Origin of the sequence: Pseudomonas sp. PB101, from assembly GCF_009764265.1 — a bacterium.
GTDB lineage: Bacteria > Pseudomonadota > Gammaproteobacteria > Pseudomonadales > Pseudomonadaceae > Aquipseudomonas.
The window spans coordinates 58,163-80,605 of sequence record NZ_RWIR01000076.1 but is presented as its reverse complement, the minus strand read 5'-3'; the positions used below and the strand labels follow the sequence as shown (position 1 = coordinate 80,605).

Here is a 22,443-nt window from a genome sequence, read left to right as displayed (position 1 = left end):
TTTTCAAGCCGTCCTGCGGCGGCATCCGGCTCACTTGCCGGATGCCTGAGCCCGCGGCAAAAACCTTAGCCGGTGTTACGCAAACCGGCGGCAATCCCCGCCACAGACACCAGCAAGGCCTGTTCTACCGGGCTGCCCTGCGCCACGTCCTGCACTCGTGAACGGGCCAGCAACTCGGCCTGCAATAGATGAAGCGGGTCGAGGTAGGTGTTGCGCAAGCGGATGAACTCAAGGGTCGCAGGGCTATGTGCCAGCAGCTGCGACTGACCGGTCAGGCCGAGAACGATGGTGCACGCCTGCGACAATAGGTCGCGTAAGTGCGCACCCAATGGCAGCAGTTTCGGCTCGACCAGACGCTCGTCGTAAGACTGCGCGATGTCGGCGTCGGCCTTGGCCAGGACCATTTCCAGCATGTCGATGCGGGTGCGGAAGAACGGCCACTGCTCACGCATCTGCCCCAGCAGCTCGCCTTCGCCGCGCTCCAGTGCCTTGCTCAGGGCGGCTTCCCAACCCAGCCAGGCGGGCAGCATCAGGCGCGTCTGGGTCCAGCCGAAGATCCACGGAATCGCCCGCAGGCTTTCGATCCCCCCGGCCCGACGCTTGGCCGGACGACTGCCCAGCGGCAAACGCCCCAGTTCCTGTTCCGGCGTCGACTGGCGGAAATACTCCACGAACTGCGGGTTTTCCCGCACCACGGCGCGGTAGGCGCTGACACCGTCTGCGGCCAGCTCGTCCATCAAATGGCGCCACTCGGGGGTAGGCGGCGGCGGCGGCAACAAGGTCGCCTCCAGCACGGCAGCCAGGTACAGATTGAGGTTCTGCTCGGCGATGTCCGGCAGGCCGAACTTGAAGCGAATCATTTCGCCCTGTTCGGTGGTGCGGAAACGCCCCGCCACCGAACCCGGTGGCTGCGACAGGATCGCCGCGTGGGCCGGGCCGCCGCCACGTCCCACGGTGCCACCGCGACCGTGGAACAACAGCAGCTCCACTTGCTGTTCACGGCAAATGTCCACCAGTCGCTCCTGCGCCCGGTACTGCGCCCAGGCCGCCGCGGTGGTGCCGGCGTCCTTGGCCGAGTCGGAGTAGCCGATCATCACTTCCTGCGGCCCTTGCAGGCGCGCGCGATAACCCGGCAACAGCAGCAGTTTCTCGATCACCGGTCCCGCGTTATCGAGGTCGGCCAGGGTTTCGAACAGCGGCACCACGCGCATCGGCCGCAACACGCCGGACTCTTTGAGCAGCAACTGCACGGCGAGTACATCGGAAGCCGCGCCGGCCATGGAAATCACATAGGAACCGAGGGATGCCTGCGGCGCAGCGGCGATTTCCCGACAGGTCGCCAGCACTTCGGCGGTGTCGGCCGATGGCTTGAAGTACGCCGGCAACAAGGGACGACGATTGCTCAATTCACGCATCAGGAAGGCGATGCGCTCCTCCTCGCTCCAGTCTTCGTAACGACCCAGGCCCAGGTAGTCGGTGATTTCAGTCATTGCAGCCGAGTGCCGCGACGAGTCCTGGCGCACATCCAGGCGAACCAGGAACAGGCCGAAGGTCACCGCCCGACGCAGGCAATCGAGCAACGGCCCGTCGGCGATCACACCCATGCCGCACTCGTGCAGGGAACGGTAGCAAAGCTCCAGCGGATCGAGCAGTTCACGATTGTTCTGCAGCACATCGACCGGTGCCGGGGTCGACGTCGACAAGGCGGCGTGTGCCCAGTTACGTGTCGCCCGCAGGCGTTCGCGCAGTTGCTTGAGCACGGCCCGGTAAGGTTCGGCGCTCTCGCCCGCCCTGGCCTTCAATTCGTCGCTTGCCTGCTGCATCGACAGTTCAGCGGCCAGGTGATCGACATCGCGCAGGTACAGATCGGCCGCCATCCAGCGCGCCAACAGTAAAACTTCTCGGGTAACCGCCGCCGTCACGTTCGGGTTGCCGTCGCGGTCGCCGCCCATCCACGAGGCGAAGCGAATCGGTGCCGCCTCCAGTGGCAGGCGCAGGCCGGTGGCGTCGTGCAGGGCCTGGTCGGCCTTGCGCAGGTAATTGGGAATGGCCTGCCACAGCGAATGCTCGATCACCGCGAAACCCCACTTGGCTTCATCCACCGGCGTCGGACGCGTGCGGCGAATTTCTTCGGTGTGCCAGGCTTCGGCGATCAGGCGCTGCAAGGTGGTCTTGATCTGCCCACGTTCGGCAGCGATCAGGTCACGGTGGTCCTGCGCCGCCAGTTGCGCGGCGATGGCGTCGTACTTCTGGATCAGTGTGCGGCGTGCCACTTCGGTCGGGTGCGCGGTCAGTACCAGCTCGATCTCCAGCCGGCCCAGTTGCCGGGCCAGCGCCTCGGCGCCATGCCCCTCGGCGCGCAGGCGGGCGAGCAACTCCGGCAGCACCCGGGCTTCGAAAGGCGCCTCCCGGGATTCCTCACGGCGGTGAATCAACTGGTATTGCTCAGCGATGTTGGCCAGGTTGAGAAACTGGTTGAACGCCCGCGCCACCGGCAGCAATTCATCTTCGGATAACTGATTGAGGCTGGCGCTGAGTTCGGCGTCCATGGAGCCGCGCCGGTCAGCCTTGGCGCCCTTGCGGATCTGCTCGATCTTGTCGAGAAAATCATCGCCATATTGCTCACGAATGGTATTGCCCAACAGCTCACCCAACAGGTGAACATCCTCGCGCAAGCGTGCATCAATATCGGTCATCAGCAGGTCTCCAGCAAAAAATCCGGGCGGCTACGAACCTAGAGAGTGCCGCCCCAGACGGGTTCTTACAAGCAAGACGACGAAGGGCCTGTAAACCTTGCCTGTTGAAGCTAGTCTGAAGATAAGCCGCACAATGGCTGTCGCCACACTCACCTTGCCTGCCACGAGCGGGAGCGCAATGAGGTCAATATGAAAATCCGCGAGCTTGCCCACCACTGGGAAGAAAACGCCAAGGGTCGCCTGACCGATACCGGCTACTCGATTCATCTGGATATGGAGTCCGCCGCCCGGCTGGCCGCGATCGTCGAGATGTACCCCAAACGGCATCCCGAAGAACTGCTCGGCGATCTGATCGGCGCCGCCCTGGAGGAACTGGAAAGAAGCTTCCCGTACGTCAAGGGCTCGACCGTGGTCGCCACTGACGAAGAAGGTGATCCGCTGTACGAAGACGTCGGGCCGACCCCGCGTTTTCTGGCGTTGTCCCGTCGGCATCTGCACGACTTGTCGATGCCTGAGGACAAACAGAAACACTGACTCCTTGCCCGTCCCCCCTCCAGTGTGGGAGCAAGCTCGCTCCCACAACTTTGCGCTTTAGAGCCCTGTCGACTCGATCAAGGTTTTTTCGATAGCCGGCTAATTTCTCTGAACTTTCAAAAAAAGCCTCGGGTCAACCCAAGTAACCACACCTGGGACGAGCGTTTCAAAACACCCCGCAATTGATGGTTTCAGCGCCCTGCCCAGGATGGAATGAAAAGCTTTTCAGGAGTCAGCCCAATGGAGTTGAAGACCATGAAATCCCGAACCGATACATTCTCGTTTCCCCCATCGCGCGGCCTCAAGCTGGCGGCGCTGGCCCTTGGCAGCAGCCTGCTCCTGGCCGGTTGCGCCGGCAACCCGCCGACCGAGCAGTACGCGGTCACCCAATCAGCCGTCAACGACGCCGTCAGTGCGGGCGGCACCGAGTTCGCCGCCGTGGAAATGAAAACCGCGCAGGACAAACTCAAACAAGCCGAAATCGCCATGCACGACAAAAAGTACGACCAGGCCCGGATGCTCGCCGAGCAGGCCGAGTGGGATGCGCGCGTGGCCGAACGCAAGGCCCAGGCGATGAAAGCCGAACAGACACAGAAGGATTCGCAGCAAGGCGTTCAGGAACTGCGTCAGGAAAGCCAGCGCACCGTTCAGTAACGGCGCGGCCAGACGTACTTCTTCAATCGACTCAAAGGACGACATCATGAATTCCCGACAATTAATGATCCCTGCCCTGCTGGCTGCCAGCGTTGCACTGGCGGCTTGCTCTACCCCTCCGAACCCCAGCCTGGAACAGGCCCGCAGCAACTACGCCGGCCTGCAGGCCAACCCGCAAGCGAGCAAAGTCGCAGCCCTGGAAACCAAGGAAGCCAGCGACTATCTGGACAAGGCCGACAAGGCCTACCTGGACAAGGAGGATGCGGCCAAAGTCGACCAGCTCGCCTATCTGACTAACCAGCGCGTCGAAGTGGCCAAGCAAACCATCGCCCTGCGCACCGCTGAAGCCAATCTGAAAAACGCCTCCGCACAACGGGCCCAGGCGCGTCTGGAGGCTCGAGACCAGCAGATCAAACAGCTGCAGAACAGCCTCAATGCCAAACAGACCGAGCGCGGGACGCTGGTGACCTTTGGCGATGTGCTGTTCGCCACGGACAAGGCCGAGCTGAACTCCAACGGCATGATGAACATCAACAAACTGGCGCAGTACCTCCAGGAAAACCCCGACCGCAAAGTGATTGTCGAGGGTTATACCGACAGCACCGGTACGGCGTCGCACAACCAGTCGCTGTCGGAACGGCGCGCACAATCGGTGCGTACGGCGCTGGTGAAGATGGGCGTCGATCCCGCGCGAATCGTGGCGCAGGGGTACGGCAAGGAATATCCGGTGGCGGACAACACCAGCACCTCGGGCCGGGCGATGAACCGTCGGGTTGAGGTGACCATTTCCAATGACAATCAGCCGGTGATGCCGCGTTCGGCGGTGAGTGCCAACACACAATAAATCGACATCACACAGAACCAATGTGGGAGCCAGCCTGCTGGCTCCCACATTGGTTCTGTGTTGCCTTTACTGCTCCAGCTTCTGCGGCGTTTCCTGCCCCATGCAACGCACGGCTTTTTTCTTGCTGTCGACCAGTACGCCCGTCAGGCCTTTCTGTTCCATGTCGAACAGCACCAGCACGCCATCGATGCACTGCGCCACTTGCGCGGCCGGTTCCAGGGAGACCTTGTAGTCTTCGCCCGGCACGGTCTTGAGCATGGTGAATTCGTTGAGCAGCAACGCGTCCTCCGGTTTGGCGAAGTGCAGGTAGCCGTACCACCACAGGGCACCGACGGTGCCGAGGATGCTGCAGATACCGGTGATGATCAGCGGGATGGCGTTACGTTCTTCACTCATTGCGGACTCTCTGGTGGTTCATCTTCAGAATTCGGGGGTGCCGGGTAATTGGGGATTTCACCCAGGCGGCGCAGGCCGTTGAAATGCTGCGGGTCATCCAGATAGCGCAGCATGACTGTGCGCCAGACCGGGTCGGCGAACGTCTGCACATGACCGCCACGGGTCAGTTGCAGCACCCGCGGCGGCGGCGCAGCTTGATACAGTCGGATGCCGTTGGAAAGAGGCACGATCGGATCGTCGATGCTGTGGTAGAGCAGTTTCGGTACGTCCTTGAGCTGCGCCATGGAGTTGATCGCGCTGTCGCCATCCGGCACCAGCCAGGACAACGGCACCTGAAACGTCCAGAACACCCATGAATGGCTCAACGCATACTGACCGACGCTGCGGTAACTGGCGGGTACGCCATCGAGCACGATGGCCTTGAGTTGTTTCTGTCGTTGCGGGTGCCGGGCCAGGTAATGCACGGCCATCGAGCCACCGAGGCTCTGGCCGAGCAGGATCAGCGGCTTGCCTTGAACCTCTGGCGCCTTGTCCAGCCAGGCGAACGCTGCATCGATGTCCTGATAGATTGCCGGCAGGCTGGGTTCGCCTTCGGACAGGCCATAACCGCGATAATCAACAAGCAACACCTGGTAACCATTTTCCGGCAACCAAAAGCTGCCGCCGAGGTGCATGGGCAGGTTGCCGCCGTTGCCGTGCAGGTGCAGCACCGTGCCCTTGACCTCGACGCCCTGCTTCGCCGGCAGCCACCAGGCGTTCAGCTTGAGGCCGTCGGCAGTGATCAGGGTGACGGTGCGGTATTCGAGCCCGGCCTTGTCCGGGGTGAACATCTGGCCGGGTTCGGGGTAGAACAGCAGCGAACTGCAACCGTTCAAGGCCAGGAGAAGGCAGACGATGCCGAGGATTCTCATCCGTTGAAACCTCGCAGTGTGGAGTTGAAACACGGAGCAAATGTGGGAGCGAGCCTGCTCGCGAATGCGGTCTGACATTCAACACTTCTATTATCTGACACACCGCTTTCGCGAGCAGGCTCGCTCCCACAGGTGACCTCATCGGGCTTACAAAATGTTGGAGTAATCCGCCTCGATCCGGTCCAGGCTCAGGTGGTTGAGGAAGTTGGAGAAGCACATCCACGCCGACAACGCGTTCATGTCGCGGAACTGTTCCGGCAGGTACTTGGGCGGCACCACCAGGCCTTCATCCACCAGCTGGCGCAAGGTGCGCATGTCTTCCAGGGTGGTCTTGCCGCAGAACAACAGCGGTATCTGCTCCAGCTTGCCTTTGCGCACGGCCAGTTGAATGTAGTTGTAAATCATGATGAAGCCCTTGAGGTAGGACAAGTCTTTGGTAAATGGCAGACCTGTCGGCACCGAGCCGCGGAACACGCGACTGGCGTTGCTGTAGCTCTCGGGCATTTCGAAACCCTGCTCGCGGAAGAACTCGAACACCTGCAGGAAGTCCGCGCCCTCCTCCACCATGTGAATGGCGCGGGTGCGGTTGGTGAGTTTGCGCAGGCGGCTCGGGTACGAGGCGAAGGTGATGATTTCCATCAGGATCGCCAGGCCTTCCTGGGTCACCGTCGACGAGGGCGGCCCCTTGGCCAGGAAGGTGCAGATCGGCTGGTTCAGGCCGTTGAGCGTGGTGCCGACGTGCACTAGCCCTTCGTGGACTTCCAGGGCGCGCACGTCGCGGTTGTTGAACATCGCGTCGGAGCGGATCTTGATGTAGTCGGCGCCGGCCGCCGCGTCGGCGACGATGCCGTCGGACTCGAACACCCGAATGGTCTCCTCGGCTTCGCCAAACACCTTGTTCAAGCGATGCTGCAACATGTCGACCGCATCCTTGGCCGTCAGCGTCTTCGGTTCATCTTTCAGATCGCCACGGCCGTCGATGTTGTTCAGGTATTCGGACAACATCATGCCCAGGTCAGACAGGGTCGGGTCGCCGGCGTGGAACGCGTCGGACGCGGCGCCGTACAACTCCTGGGAAATCAGGCCGAAATCCTCGGTGCCGCGCGCTTCGAGCATGCGGATCACCATGCGGTATTCCTTGCACATGCGCCGCATGATCTGGCCGACCGGGTTGAACTGGCCGAGCTGGCGGGTGATGTCGCGCTCGATGTTCTGGAACTCCAGCTTCACTTTGCTGGAATCGAATGCCAACGGCCGGTTGAGGTAATAGTCGCGGTCCACCGCCGGCATTTCCTTGCCCTTGGCCTTGAGGAAGCCCTTGCGAATATTGTCGTCCCATTTGACCGCATCGAGTACGCGGATCGGCGTCTGTGCCAGCACGATGCGATCGGACAAAATGCGTATCGACTGTTGGTAATCGTCCACGCGAAACTCCTGTAGAAACCCGTTGTTGCCGGTTATTTGGCTTTGGCCTGACGCTGATAGCGGACCGCTTCGACGAACACATCGGAATTGGCCGGGTCGTCGAGGTAGGCGGCAACCTGATCCACGTTGCTGTCGATCAATACGCCGTCGCCGTCATTGGTCTGGAAGCTTTCGCCACTCAGGGCTTTCTGCTTGATGGCTTGATTGATTTGTTCGAGGTCGAGGTTGTACACCACCAACTCATGTTTGTCGGTCAGTTCAAACCCGCCAAGGGTGAAATGCCCGCCGAATTGCGCCGGCACCTTCGCCGACAGATACCAGCGGCTGCCATGGCGCGTCACCGTGAAGGGATAGGCCTCCCGTTCCCTGGGTCTGGCCCGGTAATAGCTGACGGCCTGATAGCGGTTGTCGCCGATGCGGGTCAGCTCGAGGTTGAGCGCCTCGCCCCAGGCATTGGTGCTGGTCCACTTGCCGAGCAATCCTTTGGGCGCGGGCTCGCTTGCAGGCAGCGGCTCCTTGAAGGTCACCAGACAGCCACTGAGCAGCAGGAACGACAAGGCGATCACCACGACACGCCAGGCTTTCATTCAAAACTCCCTATGAACATACGTCGCCCTGAAGTGGATACCTTCCCCTGTGGGAGCGAGCTTGCTCCCACAGGGTGAAGCACCAGCCCGGCTTACACCGACGCCAGCACCAGGTGCATGTAGCGCGTCAGGATGCCGAGCATTTCCTCTTCGGCGGCCGGCTCGTCTACGTTGAGCAGCCCCTGATATTCCATCCGGCCGATAATCGCCGTCAACACCTTGGCATCCTGATGCGGCTCGCGCGAGCCCAGCACCTGGAACAGCTGGCAAGAGCCCTGCAACAGGATCTGCTGATGCGAGCGCACCAGTTCGGCCAGGCGCGGGTTGAGCAATGCTTCCTGGCGAAACGCCTGCTCAGCCATCAAATGTTCACGGCGATTGACCAGTTGCCGGTGAACGTAATCGGTCATCAGCCGGGCAATGTCGTCCGCCAGTTTCGAACGCGCCTGCGGGCTGCCATCGCCACTGGCGATCATGTCGCGCAGCAGGCCTTCGTTGTTCACCCACAGCTTGCCCATGTACGCCGCACTGCGTTCCACGTATTGGGCGAAGGTATCGGTGAGCAGGTCATCGATATCCTTGAAATAGTAAGTGGTCGCCGACAACGGCACTTGCGCCTCGGCGGCCACCGCACGGTGCCGTACGGCGCGCACGCCATCGCGCACGACAATGCGCATGGCGGCGTCGAGAATGTCCTGTCGACGCTGCTCGCTGCCCTGTCGGCTGGCCTTGCGGCCCTGGTACTGAACACTTTCAGCGACCGCAGTGGCGACACCCGCTGCACCTTCTTGAGCCATTGCACGAATCACGACAGGTATTTCCTCTCAGATGAAAGTAACAAGTTGATACGTTTGTACCAGACAGGCAATAAAAAACCGCCTGAAAAGGCGGTTTTTTAATTGAAACACTTACGCTTGCGGCCGCATGTGCGGGAACAGGATCACGTCGCGGATCGACGGTGAATTGGTCAGCAGCATCACCAGGCGGTCGATACCGATGCCTTCACCCGCCGTTGGCGGCATGCCGTACTCCAGCGCACGCACGAAATCGGCGTCGTAGTGCATGGCTTCGTCGTCGCCGGCGTCCTTGTCGGCCACCTGGGCCATGAAACGCTCGGCCTGGTCTTCCGCGTCGTTCAACTCGGAGTAGGCATTGGCGATTTCACGACCACCGATGAACAGCTCGAAACGGTCGGTGACGTTCGGGTTCTCGTCGTTGCGACGGGCCAGCGGCGACACTTCGAACGGGTACTGGGTAATGAAGTGCGGCTGCTCCAGCTTGTGCTCGACCAGTTCTTCGAAAATCATCACCTGCAATTTGCCCAGGCCTTCGAAGCCCAGCACCTTGGCGCCGGCTTTCTTGGCGATGGCGCGAGCCTTGTCGATGTCGTTGAGGTCATCGGCGGTCAGATCAGGGTTGTACTTGAGGATCGAGTCGAACACCGACAGACGCACGAACGGCTCGCCGAAGTGGAACACCTTGTCGCCGTACGGCACGTCGGTGCTGCCCAGGACCAGCTGAGCCAGTTCGCGGAACAGTTCTTCGGTCAGGTCCATGTTGTCTTCGTAGTCGGCGTAGGCCTGGTAGAACTCCAACATGGTGAATTCAGGGTTGTGACGAGTCGAAACGCCTTCGTTTCGGAAGTTGCGGTTGATCTCGAACACTTTCTCGAAGCCACCAACAACCAGGCGCTTGAGGTACAGCTCCGGCGCGATACGCAGGAACATGCCCATGTCCAGCGCGTTGTGGTGAGTCTCGAACGGCTTGGCTGCCGCGCCGCCAGGAATGGTCTGCAGCATCGGCGTTTCCACTTCCAGGAAGTCACGCTGCATCAGGAAGCTGCGGATGTGGGCGATGACTTGCGAACGCACGCGGAACGTCTGGCGCACGTCTTCGTTGACGATCAGGTCAACGTAGCGCTGGCGGTAGCGCTGTTCGGTGTCGGTCAGGCCGTGGTGCTTGTCCGGCAGCGGGCGCAGGGATTTGGTCAGCAGGCGCACGTTGGTCATTTCAACGTACAGGTCGCCCTTGCCGGAACGGGCCAGGGTGCCTTCGGCGGCAATGATGTCGCCCATGTCCCAGGTTTTCACCGCGGCCAGGGTTTCTTCGGACAGGGTCTTGCGGTTGACGTAGACCTGGATGCGACCGGTCATGTCCTGGATCACCATGAACGAGCCACGGTTGAGCATGATACGACCGGCAACCTTGACCGGGATCGCAGCCTCTGCCAGCTCTTCCTTGGTCTTGTCCGCGTACTGTTTCTGCAGTTGCTCGCAGTAGTTTTCGCGGCGGAAGTCATTCGGGAAGGCATTGCCCTTGGCGCGCTCGGCAGCAAGCTTTTCCTTGCGCAGGGCGATCAGGGAGTTTTCTTCCTGTTGCAGGGCTTGCGGATCGAGTTCTTGGTCGCTCATGTCTTTAAATATTCCATCTGGTTGTTGTCCCCGGCCTGCGGCCGGGGATCGCCGGCAAGCCGGCTCCTACAGGGGATCGCGGTATTACAGCCCGGACTTCAGGCTGGCTTCCAGGTATTCGTCGATGTCGCCATCGAGCACCTTGTCGCAGTCGCTGCGTTCGATGTTGGTGCGCAGATCCTTGATCCGCGAGGCATCGAGCACGTACGAACGGATCTGGTGACCCCAGCCGATATCGGACTTGGTGTCTTCCAGCGCCTGGGACGCCGCGTTGCGCTTCTGCATTTCCTGCTCGTACAACTTGGCCCGCAGCATTTTCATGGCGGTGTCCTTGTTGGCGTGCTGGGAACGTTCGTTCTGGCAGCTGACCACGGTGTTGGTCGGTACGTGGGTGATACGTACGGCCGAGTCGGTGGTGTTTACGTGCTGACCACCGGCACCGGAGGAACGATAGGTGTCGATCCGCAAGTCTGCCGGGTTGATTTCGATTTCCACCTTGTCATCGATCTCTGGCGAGACGAAAACTGCAGAGAACGAGGTGTGGCGACGGTTGCCGGAGTCGAACGGGCTCTTGCGCACCAGGCGGTGCACGCCGATCTCGGTGCGCAACCAGCCAAAGGCGTATTCGCCCTTGATGTGCACGGTCGCGCCCTTGATCCCGGCGACTTCACCGGCGGACAGTTCCATGATGGTCGCGTCGAAGCCGCGCTTGTCGGCCCAGCGCAGGTACATGCGCAGCAGGATGTTGGCCCAGTCCTGGGCTTCGGTGCCGCCGGAACCGGCCTGGATGTCCAGGTAGGCGTTGTTCGGGTCCATTTCGTGGCTGAACATGCGACGGAATTCCAGCTTGGCCAGATTTTCCTCGAGACGGGCCAGCTCGGCGACGACATCGCCCACTGCGCCTTCGTCGTTTTCTTCGACGGCCATGTCCAGCAGGTCGCGGCAATCGGCCAGACCGGTGTTCAGCTCGTCGAGGGTTTCGACGATCTGCGCCAGCGCAGCGCGCTCGCGGCCCAGCTCCTGGGCGTATTCAGGTTTGTTCCAGACACTCGGATCTTCAAGCTCGCGATTGACTTCGGTCAGACGCTCATGCTTTTGATCGTAGTCAAAGATACCCCCGAATAGTTTCGGAGCGCTCGGACAGGTCCTTGATGGTGTTCAGGATCGGGTTGATTTCCATGACGGGCAGCACTCGTTGGCGAACTTTTGAAAGCCGGCGAGTATACCGGGAAACGGCCGGCAACGGCAGTCCGCTTGGCTGAAAAGGCAGGTTTAGCAGCGATCCCTGCAACGACGCAGAACCCTGTGGGAGCCGGCGGTGCGGCGATCCGGCTTGCCCGCGATGACGGTATGTCAGTCGAAGAAAGTTTCGACCGTCAGGCCCTCATCGCGGGCAAGCCCGCTCCCACAGGTTCTATGTCGCCCGGTAGAAATTGCAGATCACTCCACCCCCACCTGATTACGCCCATTGTTCTTCGCCGAATACAGCCCCTTGTCCGCCGCCGAGATCAGCTCTCGGCAATTACTGCCGGCTTTCGGGGTGATGGTCGACAGGCCGATGCTGATGGTCAGGCTCGACCCTTCGCTTGGCGAATTGTGCGGGATCTTCAGCGCTGCCACGGTCTGGCGCAGCTTTTCCGCCACCAGCCGCGCGCCGCCCGGTGAGGTGTTGGGCAGCACCAGGGCGAATTCTTCGCCGCCGTAGCGGGCCGGCAGGTCCGAAGGTCGGGCACTGGCATCCTTGATCGCCGCGGCGACCTTGCGCAGGGCTTCGTCGCCCTCCAGGTGGCCGAAGCTGTCGTTGTAGGCCTTGAAGTAGTCCACGTCGATCATCAGCAACGACAACTGGCTTTGCTCACGCACCGAACGGCGCCACTCCAGCTCCATGTATTCATCAAAGTGCCGGCGGTTCGACAGGCCGGTCAGGCCATCGGAGTTCATCAGGCGTTGCAACACCAGGTTGGTGTCGAGCAGTTGCTGCTGGCTGACCCGCAACGCACGGTAGGCCGCGTCCCGTTGCAGCAGGGTCATGTAGGAGCGCGAGTGGTAGCGGATGCGCGCGACCAGTTCGATGTTGTCCGGCAGCTTGACCAGGTAATCGTTGGCCCCGGCCGCGAAGGCCGCGCTCTTGATCAGCGGGTCTTCCTTGGTCGACAGGACGATGATCGGGATGTCCTTGGTCGCCGGGTGATTGCGGTACTCGCGCACCAGGCTCAGACCGTCGAGGCCGGGCATGACCAGATCCTGCAGGATCACCGTCGGCTTGATGCGCACCGCGTGGGCGATGGCCTGGTGCGGGTCGGCGCAGAAGTGGAAGTCGATATTCTCTTCGTTCGCCAGACCCCGGCGCACGGCTTCGCCGATCATGGCCTGGTCGTCCACCAGCAACACCATGGCGGCGTTTTCGTCGGTCTTGAAGTCGTCCAGCTGTAATTCATTCATGTGCGGTCACCTGAGTACTGCCTGGGCCAGGATTGCGGGAAAAGGTGCTCATTTAGCGAAAATCTCCAGCAATCGTGGCGCTATCTTGTCCAGCGGGCGAATCTCCACGGCAGCGTCGATGGCCGCTGCCGCCTTCGGCATGCCGTACACCGCACTGCTGCCCTGGTCTTGTGCGATGGTCAGGTAACCCTGTTGGCGCATGAGTTTAAGCCCCTGGGCGCCATCACGCCCCATGCCGGTGAGCAAAACCCCCACGGCATCACCGTTCCAGTGACTGGCCACGCTCTCGAAGAACACATCGATGGAGGGCCGGTAGATCTCGTTGACCGGTTCGGCGGTGTAGGCCAGCGTGCCGTTTTTCAGCAAGCGAATATGGTGGTTGGTGCCGGCCAGCAACACCGTGCCGCCTTGCGGCGTCTCGCCTTCCTGGGCCAGGCGCACCCTGAGACCGCTGGCGCTGCCGAGCCATTCGGCCATGCCGGCGGCAAACACCTGGTCAACGTGCTGCACCAGCACGATGGCCGGCGAGAAATCACGCGGCAGCCCCTTGAGCAAGACTTCCAGCGCCGCCGGCCCACCGGCCGATGAGCCAATGGCGATCAGGCTCTGGCGTGAACCCGAATGGCGCAATGGTGCCGGCGCCGAGCGCAGGCGGTTGCCCTTGTCGCCGATCAGCCAGCCGATGTTCATGATCTTGCGCAACAACGGCGCAGCCGCTTCCTGGGCGTTGCCGGCGCCGACGGTCGGGGTGTCGACCACGTCCAGCGCACCGTGACCCATGGCCTCGAACACCCGGTGCACGTTCTGCTGGCGATCCACGGTGACGATGACGATGGCACACGGCGTCTCGGCCATGATCCGCCGCGTGGCTTCGACGCCATCCATCACCGGCATGATCAGGTCCATCAGGATCAGGTCCGGCGTGTCCTGCGCACAATGGCGGACCGCTTCGGCGCCATTGCCGGCGACCCAGACCACCTCATGCGTCGGCTCGAATGCCAGGGCGCGGCGCAGGGCCTCCACCGCCATGGGCATGTCGTTGACGATAGCAATCCTCATGCCCGCGCTCCTCCGATGAGCTCGACCACTGCATCGAGCAAGGCGTCGTCATGAAAACTGGCCTTGGCTAGATAATAGTCGGCCCCGGCATCCAGTCCACGGCGCCGGTCCTCTTCACGATCCTTGTAGGACACCACCATCACCGGCAGCGATTGCAGGCGATTGTCGCGACGCAGCAGCGTGACCAGTTCGATGCCGTCCATGCGTGGCATGTCTATGTCGGTGATCAACAGATCGAAATCCTCCGAACGCAGCGCGTTCCAGCCGTCCATGCCATCTACCGCAACCGCCACGTCGTAGCCGCGATTGAGCAACAGCTTGCGCTGCAACTCTCGCACGGTCAGGGAATCGTCCACCACCAGAATTCGTTTGCGGGCCGCCTCGACCACCTGATTGCTGTGACGGGCTATGCGCTCCAGGCGCCCGGTGTTGAGGAGTTTTTCCACCGACCGCAGCATGTCTTCGACATCGACGATCAGCACCACCGAACCGTCGTCGAGCAAGGCCCCGGCGGAGATGTCCTGCACCTTGCCCAGACGCTCATCCAGCGGCAGCACCACCAGCGTGCGCTCACCGATAAAGCGCTCCACCGCCACCCCGTAGATCGCATCGCGCTCGCGAATCACCACGACCTTCAGGGTTTGCCCGCTGTCCTGGCTGGCCGGGCGGTGCAGCAACTGGCTGGCCGCCACCAGACCGACATGCCGGCCTTCGTGCCAGAAGTGCTGGCGACCTTCGACCTGGACGATATCCGCCGGCTCCAGATCACACATGCGCTCGATGTGCGCCAGCGGGAAGGCATAGGCTTCGTCGCCGACTTCCACGACCAGGCTGCGCACCACCGACAGGGTCAGCGGCACTTCGAGGTGGAAGCGACTGCCCTCGCCCGCCGTTTGCTCCAGCACCACCGCGCCGCGCAACTGCCGGACCATGTGCTGCACCGCATCCAGGCCGACGCCCCGACCGGACACCTCGGTGACCGTGTCGCGCAGACTGAAACCGGGCAGGAACAGGAACGTCAGCAGCTCTTCTTCGCTCAACTGCGCGGCGGTTTGCGCGGGCGACAAACTGCGCTCGACGATGCTGCGACGGACCTTTTCCAGGTCGACGCCGTTACCGTCATCGCTCAACTCGAGTACCAGCAGGCCGGCTTGATGAGACGCGCGCAGGCGGATCAGACCTTCCGCCGGCTTGCCCGCCAGCAGGCGCTGCTCCGGGGTTTCGATGCCGTGGTCGACCGCGTTGCGCAACAGATGCGTCAGCGGCGCTTCGAGCTTTTCCAGGACGTCGCGGTCGACCTGAGTCTTCTCGCCGTCGATTTCCAGGCGCACCTGTTTGCCCAGGTCGCGCCCCAGATCCCGGACCATGCGCACCTGCCCGGTCAGCACATCGGCAAACGGCCGCATGCGGCAAGCCAGCGCCGTGTCGTACAACACCTGCGCCCGCTGGCTGGCCTGCCAGGCGAACTCATCGAGCTCGGCGTTCTTTTCCATGAGCAACTGCTGGGACTGCGCGAGCAAGCGCCGCGCATCCTCAAGGGCTTCCCGGGCCTCCAGGCTCAAGGCGTGATCCTTGAGATGCACGTTGAGATTCTCCAGCGCCCGCAGGCTGTTGCTCTGCATGCGCTTGAGGCGCTGCATGGTCGCCAGGTGCGGTTTGAGCCGCTGGGTTTCCACCAGGGATTTGCTCGACAGGTCGAGCAGGCTGTTCAGGCGCTCGGCGGTGACCCGCAGCACACGTTCACCGTTTTCGGTGGTGCGCTTGGTCTTGCGCGGGGCGGGTTCCGGTGGCGGTTCGACCACGGGCGCGGGTGCTTCGAGTTGCAACTCGGCCATCACCGGTGCTGCAGGCGCAGCCAGCGGCGCCGTCGGATCCAGCAAGTGTGCCATCAACGCCACGTAGGCCTCGATGTCCGTGGCTTGCGGACTGTTGCCCGGCGTGGCGATGCGCATCAGCAAATCGGTGCCTTGCAGCAACGCATCGATGTGCCCGGGGCGCAGCAACAGGCGCCCTTCCTGGGCACTGACCAGGCAATCTTCCATCACATGGGCAACGCTGACCCCGGCATCGACGCCAACGATCCGCGCCGCGCCCTTGAGCGAGTGCGCGGCACGCATGCACGATTCAAGCTGGTCCGACTGGGTCGGGTCGCGCTCTAGCGCCAGCAGGCCGGCGCTCAAGACCTGGGTCTGGGCTTCGGCCTCGAGGCTGAACAGCTCCAGCAAAGAGGCGTCGCGCATTTGCTCGGGGGTCATGTGAGGCTCCGGGTCACGGCGGACAGCAGCTGTTCTTCATCCAGCCAACGCAGGCTGCGACCTTTGAATTGCAACACGCCACGGGTGTATTTGGCGCTGGCCTGAGCCCCCGAGCGCGATGCGCTGTCGAGGATATGCTCGTCGATGGCGTGAATCCCGTCGACTTCGTCCACCGGCACCACCACCGGCCCGCCGTGGGCCGCGATGATCAGCATGCGCGGCATGACCCGCGCGCCCGATACCGGATTGCCGGTGGCGTCGAGCCCGAGCAGCTCCACCAGCGACAGGCAGGCGACCAGCGCACCGCGCACATTCGCCACGCCGAGCAAGGCGCGCGAACGTTGATGCGGCAAGGAATGAATCGCTTGCAGCGGCGCCACCTCGACCAGACTGCGGGTCGCGAGGCCCAGCCATTCTTCACCCAGACGGAACATCAACAACGAGCGGGTTTTCACCTCGCTTTCGACCGCGACGGACACCGACCCGCGATCCTCCTGCTGCAACGCATAGCGGTCCAGCAGGCGTGTGGCGGCCGCCGAGTACACCGCACAATTGCGGCAATGGATATGTTCGGCCAGCAAGGGGCAGGACTTGTCGCCGTGGATACCGATGCGGTTCCAGCAGTCGTCGATGGCCTGGGCATCCCGGGTAACGCTGAAGGTGTCGGAGGCGATCATCGTTTACGCTCACTGTCGGCGGCGCGCTCGCTGCGGGCGGCACGCTCCTGCAATCGTCTGGCTCCCGCCGCGTCGCCCTGGGCCTGCAGCAGTGCGGCCAGGTGCATCAACGCGTCGGGATGTTGCGGTTCGAGGTACAACGCCTTGCGATAAAAGCCCTGGGCCTCCAGGACATTGCCGGCGACATCGCTGAGCAGCCCCAGCCAATAGAACACCTGGGCTACCGGTTCATGACTGCGCAAATAGCTTTCACAAGCGGCCCGCGCCTCGGCGCTTTTGCCTGCGTTGGCCAGCGCGGCGATGTTCGCCAGCAGCACGGTCGTATCGCTGCCGGGCGTTTTCGGCGCAGAAGGCAGCGGCACGACACTGGCGAAGGGACGGCTGCGCACTGGCGCAGGCGCGGGCTTGCGCAACGGTTGCGGCACCGGCAAGGGGGCTGGAACGAATGCCGGCAAGGGCTCAGGGTCTGGAGTCGCCTGTCGACTGAAGGCGAAGGACTGCGCGATACCGATCGAGCGCATCCCCAAGCGCCCGAGCAGGCTGCCTTCGGCCGGGCCGATAAACAGCACCCCGTCAACGTGGGTCAGGTGCTTGAGCACCTCGAAAACCTGCTTCTGGGTCGGCTGGTCGAAATAGATCAGCAGGTTGCGACAAAACACGAAATCGAAGGGCGGCTCACCGGCCAGCAAGCCCGGGTCCAGCAGGTTGGCGACTTGCAAGCGCACCTGTTCCTGCACGCGCGGGTCCAGGCGATAGCCATCGCCCACGGCCGTGAAGTGACGGTCGCGATACGCAATGTCGTCGCCCCGAAAGGAGTTCTTGCCGTACAAGGCACGCCTGGCTTTATCCACCGACAACGGGCTGACGTCCATGCCGTCGACCTTGAACTGGTGCGGCTTGAGCCCCGCATCGAGCAACGCCATGGCGATCGAGTACGGTTCTTCGCCCGTGGAGCACGGCAGACTGAGAATCCGCAGGGCGCGCAGGTTGTTGATTTCGCTCAGACGCTTGCTCGCCAGTTTCGCCAGCGTGGCGAAGGACTCCGGATAGCGGAAGAACCAGGTTTCCGGAACGATCACCGCTTCGATCAATGCCTGCTGCTCGTCCCGCGAGCCCTGCAAGGTGCGCCAATATTCATCGGCCGACACGGCTTGCGCAACGATGCTGCGCTGGCGCACCGCTCGCTCGATGATCGCAGGTCCCACCGAGGTCACGTCGAGCCCGATGGTTTCCTTGAGGAAGTCGAAAAAACGCTGGTCACTGGTCATGACCGCGCCTCCAGCAGCGCCGGGTCCATGGGCGGCGAAGGAAACAACAAGGCGCGCACCTGATCGTTCAGCAGATCGCGGACCCGGACCCATTGCAACAGACCCTGCTCATCCTTGCGCACCGGCCCCAGGTAAGGGCTCTGGCGATTGTCCAGGCCGTAGGGCTGAAAGTCCGCCGGATCGCAGCGCAGGGTATCGGTCGCCTGTTCCAGGATCAGCCCGAGCAGTCGGGCTTCGCCGGTTTCATCCGGGCAATAGTTGACCAGCACCAGCCGGGTGCTGGTACGAGCCTGTGCAGGCGTTCCAAACGTCAGCGCACTCAAGTCGATCACCGGCACCACGGTGCCGCGATAGGCGAACACCCCGGCGACCCAGGCGGGGGCATGGGCAATCGGCTTCAAGGGCAGGCGCGGCAGCACTTCCGCCACTTCGACAGCCTTCAAGGCATAGCGCTCGTTGCCGATGCGAAACACCAGGAACAATGCATGCGGCGCCTGCTTCACGGTAGCGCGTTTGGCCGTGATTTCGCTCATCAGACTTTGAATCGCGAAACGCCGCTGCGCAGCCCGACGGCCACCTGGCTCAGCTCATCGATGGCGAAACTGGCCTGGCGCAGGGACTCGACCGTCTGGCTGCTGGCATCACCCAACTGCACCAGCGCATGGTTGATCTGCTCGGCACCCGTGGCCTGGGCCTGCATGCCTTCGTTGACCATCAGCACCCGTGGCGCCAGCGCCTGGACCTGATGAATGATCTGCGACAACTGCTCGCCGACCTGCTGCACCTCGGACATGCCGCGACGCACTTCTTCGGAGAACTTGTCCATGCCCATGACCCCCGCCGATACCGCCGACTGGATCTCGCGCACCATTTGCTCGATGTCGTAGGTGGCCACCGCCGTCTGGTCCGCCAGGCGCCGCACTTCGGTGGCGACCACGGCAAAACCGCGCCCGTACTCGCCGGCCTTCTCGGCCTCGATGGCCGCGTTGAGCGACAGCAGGTTGGTCTGGTCGGCGACCTTGACGATGGTCACCACCACCTGATTGATGTTGCCGGCCTTCTCGTTGAGGATCGCCAGCTTGGCGTTGACCAGATCGGCCGCGCCCATCACCGAGTGCATGGTTTCTTCCATGCGTGCCAGGCCCTGTTGCCCGGAGCCCGCGGCTACGGAAGCCTGGTCGGCGGCGGTGGAAACCTCGGTCATGGTGCGCACCAGATCCCGGGAAGTGGCAGCGATCTCGCGCGAAGTCGCGCCGATTTCGGTGGTGGTGGCGGCGGTTTCCGTGGCGGTGGCTTGCTGCTGCTTGGACGTCGCGGCGATCTCGGTCACCGACGTGGTTACCTGCACCGACGAGCGCTGAGCCTGGGACACCAGGGAAGTGAGCTCGGTCATCATGTCGTTGAAACCGGTCTCCACCGCACCGAATTCGTCCTTGCGCTCCAGGTTCAGGCGGCTGCTGAGGTCGCCGGTGCGCATGATTTCGAGGATCTTCACGATGCGGTTCATCGGCGCCATGATGGCGCGCATCAGCAGCAGGCCGCAGAGGCCGGCGGCCAGCACCGCCACCAGCAGGGAAATGCCCATGATGGTTTTGGCGGTGACTACCGCATCGTCGATAGCTGCGATGTCCCTGTCTGCCACCGACTTGTTGTGACGCAAAATGTCATTGAGCTTCATGCGGCCCGCCGTCCAGGCCGGGGTCAGTTCGCCCTTGTACAGGTTGATGGCTTCGCTGTTCTGGTTGCGTTTATACAACTCGATCACCGCCGCCAGAATACGGTGGTAGTCCTCGCTGCGTTTTTCGAACTCAGCGTACTGGACCCGGTCCTCTTCGTCGGCAATCGTCCCTCGGTAGAGCTCCATCTGCTCTTGCAGCCGTGCGGCGTAAGCCTTGAAGTTTTCAGTATCCTCGGCACTGAAGCCCTGCCCTGCCTCCAGACCCAGCATGGCCTGAATGCGCAGGTAGCTGTCGGACCAGGCGCCCCGAATCATCGAGCTGTAATACAAGCCTGGCAGCGCATCTTCACGAACGCTGGCTTCACTGCTTTCGATCTTCAACAGGCGGGAATACGAGACGACCACCATCAGCAACATGATGGCGATAATTACCGCAAAGCTCGCCAAAATGCGTTGGCGCAACGTCCAGTTCTTCACAGTCAATCCTCGGGCCTGATTCGAAATGCGGGGAGTATAGCCGAGGGCGGTGTTTCATTTATAAGACGGATGCACGCCGCCGCTCATCCCGCGGACAAGCCGGTGGGCTCTGGATGGGGAATGTCCGCTAAAGGAGGGGATGAGTGCCAGTGGCGATTGGGTGGAAACGGGCGACGGATCGGCCATTGGGGATGGGGTGTGGCTGAAAAGACCTGCATTGTAGGAGCTGGCTTGCCAGCGAAGCGTTGTGCCAGACAACCCACTAGTGACTGAATGATCGCCTTCGCTAGCAAACCAGCTCCCACAATTACATCGAAGCCTGGCGCACCTGTTTCTCGAGCTCGGCCTTCAACCCCGGCTCCAGCTTGAGTTGCCGCGCCAGTTCATCCAGGTAGGACTTCTCCATGAAGTTCTCCTCGTCGACCATCATCACACTCGCGATGTACATCTCGGCGGCGGTCTCCGGCGTGCGCGCGGCACGGGCGACGTCGGCGGGGTCCAGCGGCTTGTTGAGTTCGGCGTGCAGCCAGTGTTGCAGCTCCTGGTCATTATCGAGCTTGATGAACTCGCCCTCGATCAGTGCGCGCTCACGTTCGTCGACATGTCCGTCAGCCTTGGCCGCGGCCACCAGCGCCCTGAGAATCGCCTGGCTGTGCTGCTCGACTTGCGCGGCAGGCAAGCGGTCGAGGGTTTGCGGTTCAGTTTCTGGCGCAGTGCCCTGCTGGGCCTGCCAGTTGCCGTAGGCCTTGTAGGCCAGCACGCCCAACGCGGCGAGTCCGCCGTAGACCGCGACCTTGCCCCCGACTTTACGGGCCTTTTTGCTGCCCAGCAGCAAGCCCATGGCGCCGGCCGCCAATGCCCCGCCGCTTGCGCCGGAGAGCAGACCACCGAGGGCACCGGCGCTGCCGCTCGTGCCTTTTTGCGAAGAGCTGCCAGCCTTGTTCTGCAACAGGTCCTGACCGGATTTGAGCAGTTGATCAAGCAATCCACGGGTGTTCATTTTTCGCCTCCACAGGACGTTTAACCTGAAATAAGGCCACCAGCCTAGTTGGAAAGTGCCCACGCCCCGTGCGCGAGAGTGCTTCCAGATGTTGCATCGAGACGCTATCTATCGAAAAAAAAGATATAGACTCTCGCTAATCGATAAAAACAGCCCACCGGGTACTTTCCCATGATGACCTTGCGTCAGATCCGCCATTTCATCGCCGTGGCCGAGACCGGTTCGATCTCCGCCGCCGCGCAGACCGCGTTCATTTCCCAGTCGACCCTGACCCTGGCGATCCAGCAACTGGAGGAAGAAATCGGCGTCAGCCTGTTCAGCCGCCACGCCAAGGGCATGACCCTGACCCACCAGGGCCATCAATTCCTGCGTCAGGCGCACCTGATCCTGGCCACCGTGGATAACGCCAAGCGCAGCCTGCAACAGAGCACCGACCAGGTGGCCGGGCAGTTGATCGTCGGCGTGACCAGCCTGGTGGCCGGGTATTACCTGGCGGACTTGCTCACCCGCTTCCAGCGCGCCTACCCCAACGTGGAAATCCGCGTGATGGAAGACGAGCGCCCGTACATCGAGCATTTGCTGGTCAGCGGCGAGATCGATGTCGGTGTGCTGATCCTCTCCAACCTCGAAGACCGCCACGCCTTGCAGACCGAAGTGCTGACTCACTCGCCGCACCGACTATGGCTGCCCGCCCAACACCCCTTGCTGGAGCACGACAGCATCAACCTCGCCGACGTGGCCCGCGAGCCGCTGATTCAGCTGAACGTCGATGAAATGGACCGCAACGCCCAGCGCATGTGGTCGGCAGCCTCCCTGCAACCGCGCATCACCCTGCGCACGGCCTCGACCGAAGCGGTGCGAAGCCTGGTGGCTGCCGGCCTCGGCGTGTCGATTCAGCCCGATATGACCTATCGCCCTTGGTCACTGGAGGGCGACATCATCGAAGCCCGACCGATTGCCGACCTCAGCCAGACCCTCGACGTCGGCCTGGCCTGGCGTCGCGGCACCGCGCGGCCGGCGCTGGTGGACCCGTTCCTCACGGTTGCACGCGAACAACCCCACGGCGGGCGCAAGCCATCTATTTAATCGAACGCCACCTTCAGTATTTAGTATTTGTTGTCCTCGGGTC

The 22,443-nt window shown here is 62.3% G+C and carries 20 protein-coding genes; 4 read left to right on the top strand and 16 right to left on the bottom strand.

The annotated features are described in order from the left end of the window. Positions 1-65: 65 nt before the first annotated feature. Positions 66-2,696 carry a phosphoenolpyruvate carboxylase gene (ppc, locus tag EI969_RS23565; RefSeq protein WP_160389897.1) on the bottom strand — a complete coding sequence of 877 codons (2,631 nt, stop codon included), beginning with the start codon at positions 2,694-2,696 and terminating at the stop codon, positions 66-68. A 189-nt stretch (positions 2,697-2,885) separates the two neighbouring features. On the opposite strand from ppc, the gene EI969_RS23560 reads away from it, so the two are divergent. The 3 genes from EI969_RS23560 (at position 2,886) to EI969_RS23550 (ending at position 4,728) form a co-directional block, all read left to right on the top strand. Beyond that, complete coding sequence (locus EI969_RS23560; RefSeq protein ID WP_150717894.1) at positions 2,886-3,230, top strand: pilin assembly protein; 345 nt, start codon at positions 2,886-2,888, stop codon at positions 3,228-3,230. Positions 3,231-3,470: 240 nt separating this feature from the next. Then, positions 3,471-3,884, top strand: a complete 414-nt coding sequence (locus tag EI969_RS23555) for a DUF4398 domain-containing protein (RefSeq protein ID WP_160389896.1) — start codon at positions 3,471-3,473, stop codon at positions 3,882-3,884. Positions 3,885-3,930: 46 nt separating this feature from the next. Continuing rightward, entirely contained in the window at positions 3,931-4,728 is a 798-nt protein-coding gene (locus EI969_RS23550) for an OmpA family protein (RefSeq protein ID WP_160389895.1), read from the top strand. Between the two features lie 66 nt (positions 4,729-4,794). On the opposite strand, the gene EI969_RS23545 is transcribed toward EI969_RS23550, so the two are convergent. The 15 genes from EI969_RS23545 to EI969_RS23475 all read right to left on the bottom strand — a co-directional run bounded on the left by EI969_RS23545 (position 4,795) and on the right by EI969_RS23475 (position 21,314). After that, positions 4,795-5,124: a hypothetical protein gene (locus EI969_RS23545; protein WP_046041078.1), complete on the bottom strand. Its 330-nt coding sequence runs from the start codon at positions 5,122-5,124 to the stop codon at positions 4,795-4,797. Further along, positions 5,121-6,035, bottom strand: coding sequence for an alpha/beta hydrolase (locus EI969_RS23540; RefSeq protein ID WP_160389894.1), 915 nt, complete (start codon positions 6,033-6,035; stop codon positions 5,121-5,123). Before EI969_RS23540 ends, EI969_RS23545 begins: the two co-directional genes overlap by 4 nt. Positions 6,036-6,182: 147 nt before the next feature. Beyond that, entirely contained in the window at positions 6,183-7,460 is a 1,278-nt protein-coding gene (locus tag EI969_RS23535; RefSeq protein ID WP_160389893.1) for a flavohemoglobin expression-modulating QEGLA motif protein, read from the bottom strand. Positions 7,461-7,492: 32 nt separating this feature from the next. Further along, positions 7,493-8,047 carry a hypothetical protein gene (locus EI969_RS23530; RefSeq protein ID WP_160389892.1) on the bottom strand — a complete coding sequence of 185 codons (555 nt, stop codon included), beginning with the start codon at positions 8,045-8,047 and terminating at the stop codon, positions 7,493-7,495. A 92-nt stretch (positions 8,048-8,139) separates the two neighbouring features. Next, positions 8,140-8,856, bottom strand: coding sequence for a TetR/AcrR family transcriptional regulator (locus tag EI969_RS23525; RefSeq protein WP_204933136.1), 717 nt, complete (start codon positions 8,854-8,856; stop codon positions 8,140-8,142). Positions 8,857-8,955: 99 nt separating this feature from the next. Further along, on the bottom strand, positions 8,956-10,458 hold the full coding sequence (gene lysS / locus EI969_RS23520; protein WP_160389891.1) for a lysine--tRNA ligase: 1,503 nt from the start codon (positions 10,456-10,458) through the stop codon (positions 8,956-8,958). An 84-nt stretch (positions 10,459-10,542) separates the two neighbouring features. Next, positions 10,543-11,638 (bottom strand): peptide chain release factor 2 gene (gene prfB, locus EI969_RS23515; protein ID WP_103394385.1). Its coding sequence is split into 2 segments (ribosomal slippage): positions 10,543-11,565 and positions 11,567-11,638, totalling 1,095 coding nucleotides; the frame shifts between segments, so codons are not numbered across the junction. 260 nt (positions 11,639-11,898) lie between these two features. Then, complete coding sequence (locus EI969_RS23510) at positions 11,899-12,900, bottom strand: PleD family two-component system response regulator (protein WP_160389890.1); 1,002 nt, start codon at positions 12,898-12,900, stop codon at positions 11,899-11,901. A gap of 48 nt (positions 12,901-12,948) precedes the next feature. Beyond that, complete coding sequence (locus EI969_RS23505) at positions 12,949-13,959, bottom strand: chemotaxis response regulator protein-glutamate methylesterase (RefSeq protein ID WP_160389889.1); 1,011 nt, start codon at positions 13,957-13,959, stop codon at positions 12,949-12,951. Continuing rightward, complete coding sequence (locus tag EI969_RS23500) at positions 13,956-16,214, bottom strand: hybrid sensor histidine kinase/response regulator (protein ID WP_160389888.1); 2,259 nt, start codon at positions 16,212-16,214, stop codon at positions 13,956-13,958. The genes EI969_RS23505 and EI969_RS23500 overlap by 4 nt, the downstream gene beginning before the upstream one ends. After that, positions 16,211-16,891: a chemotaxis protein CheW gene (locus EI969_RS23495; RefSeq protein WP_160389887.1), complete on the bottom strand. Its 681-nt coding sequence runs from the start codon at positions 16,889-16,891 to the stop codon at positions 16,211-16,213. Before EI969_RS23495 ends, EI969_RS23500 begins: the two co-directional genes overlap by 4 nt. Further along, positions 16,888-18,159 (bottom strand): CheR family methyltransferase, encoded by a 1,272-nt coding sequence (locus EI969_RS23490; RefSeq protein ID WP_160389886.1) that lies wholly within the window; start codon positions 18,157-18,159, stop codon positions 16,888-16,890. Before EI969_RS23490 ends, EI969_RS23495 begins: the two co-directional genes overlap by 4 nt. Beyond that, positions 18,156-18,692, bottom strand: a complete 537-nt coding sequence (locus EI969_RS23485) for a chemotaxis protein CheW (RefSeq protein WP_160389885.1) — start codon at positions 18,690-18,692, stop codon at positions 18,156-18,158. Before EI969_RS23485 ends, EI969_RS23490 begins: the two co-directional genes overlap by 4 nt. Next, entirely contained in the window at positions 18,692-20,314 is a 1,623-nt protein-coding gene (locus EI969_RS23480; RefSeq protein ID WP_160389884.1) for a methyl-accepting chemotaxis protein, read from the bottom strand. The genes EI969_RS23485 and EI969_RS23480 overlap by 1 nt, the downstream gene beginning before the upstream one ends. A gap of 307 nt (positions 20,315-20,621) precedes the next feature. Then, on the bottom strand, positions 20,622-21,314 hold the full coding sequence (locus EI969_RS23475) for a tellurite resistance TerB family protein (protein WP_160389882.1): 693 nt from the start codon (positions 21,312-21,314) through the stop codon (positions 20,622-20,624). A gap of 171 nt (positions 21,315-21,485) precedes the next feature. On the opposite strand from EI969_RS23475, the gene EI969_RS23470 reads away from it, so the two are divergent. Continuing rightward, on the top strand, positions 21,486-22,400 hold the full coding sequence (locus tag EI969_RS23470) for a LysR family transcriptional regulator (RefSeq protein WP_007975056.1): 915 nt from the start codon (positions 21,486-21,488) through the stop codon (positions 22,398-22,400). The last annotated feature ends 43 nt before the right edge of the window (positions 22,401-22,443 follow it).

Excerpts from the sequence above, each read along its gene's own strand:
- ppc (WP_160389897.1), bottom strand. The coding sequence starts at position 2,696 with ATGACCGATATTGATGCACGCTTGCGCGAGGATGTTCACCTGTTGGGT.
- EI969_RS23560 (WP_150717894.1), top strand. The coding sequence starts at position 2,886 with ATGAAAATCCGCGAGCTTGCCCACCACTGGGAAGAAAACGCCAAGGGT.
- EI969_RS23555 (WP_160389896.1), top strand. The coding sequence starts at position 3,471 with ATGGAGTTGAAGACCATGAAATCCCGAACCGATACATTCTCGTTTCCC.
- EI969_RS23550 (WP_160389895.1), top strand. The coding sequence starts at position 3,931 with ATGAATTCCCGACAATTAATGATCCCTGCCCTGCTGGCTGCCAGCGTT.
- EI969_RS23545 (WP_046041078.1), bottom strand. The coding sequence starts at position 5,124 with ATGAGTGAAGAACGTAACGCCATCCCGCTGATCATCACCGGTATCTGC.
- EI969_RS23540 (WP_160389894.1), bottom strand. The coding sequence starts at position 6,035 with ATGAGAATCCTCGGCATCGTCTGCCTTCTCCTGGCCTTGAACGGTTGC.
- EI969_RS23530 (WP_160389892.1), bottom strand. The coding sequence starts at position 8,047 with ATGAAAGCCTGGCGTGTCGTGGTGATCGCCTTGTCGTTCCTGCTGCTC.
- lysS (WP_160389891.1), bottom strand. The coding sequence starts at position 10,458 with ATGAGCGACCAAGAACTCGATCCGCAAGCCCTGCAACAGGAAGAAAAC.
- EI969_RS23510 (WP_160389890.1), bottom strand. The coding sequence starts at position 12,900 with ATGAATGAATTACAGCTGGACGACTTCAAGACCGACGAAAACGCCGCC.
- EI969_RS23505 (WP_160389889.1), bottom strand. The coding sequence starts at position 13,959 with ATGAGGATTGCTATCGTCAACGACATGCCCATGGCGGTGGAGGCCCTG.
- EI969_RS23500 (WP_160389888.1), bottom strand. The coding sequence starts at position 16,214 with ATGACCCCCGAGCAAATGCGCGACGCCTCTTTGCTGGAGCTGTTCAGC.
- EI969_RS23495 (WP_160389887.1), bottom strand. The coding sequence starts at position 16,891 with ATGATCGCCTCCGACACCTTCAGCGTTACCCGGGATGCCCAGGCCATC.
- EI969_RS23490 (WP_160389886.1), bottom strand. The coding sequence starts at position 18,159 with ATGACCAGTGACCAGCGTTTTTTCGACTTCCTCAAGGAAACCATCGGG.
- EI969_RS23485 (WP_160389885.1), bottom strand. The coding sequence starts at position 18,692 with ATGAGCGAAATCACGGCCAAACGCGCTACCGTGAAGCAGGCGCCGCAT.
- EI969_RS23475 (WP_160389882.1), bottom strand. The coding sequence starts at position 21,314 with ATGAACACCCGTGGATTGCTTGATCAACTGCTCAAATCCGGTCAGGAC.
- EI969_RS23470 (WP_007975056.1), top strand. The coding sequence starts at position 21,486 with ATGATGACCTTGCGTCAGATCCGCCATTTCATCGCCGTGGCCGAGACC.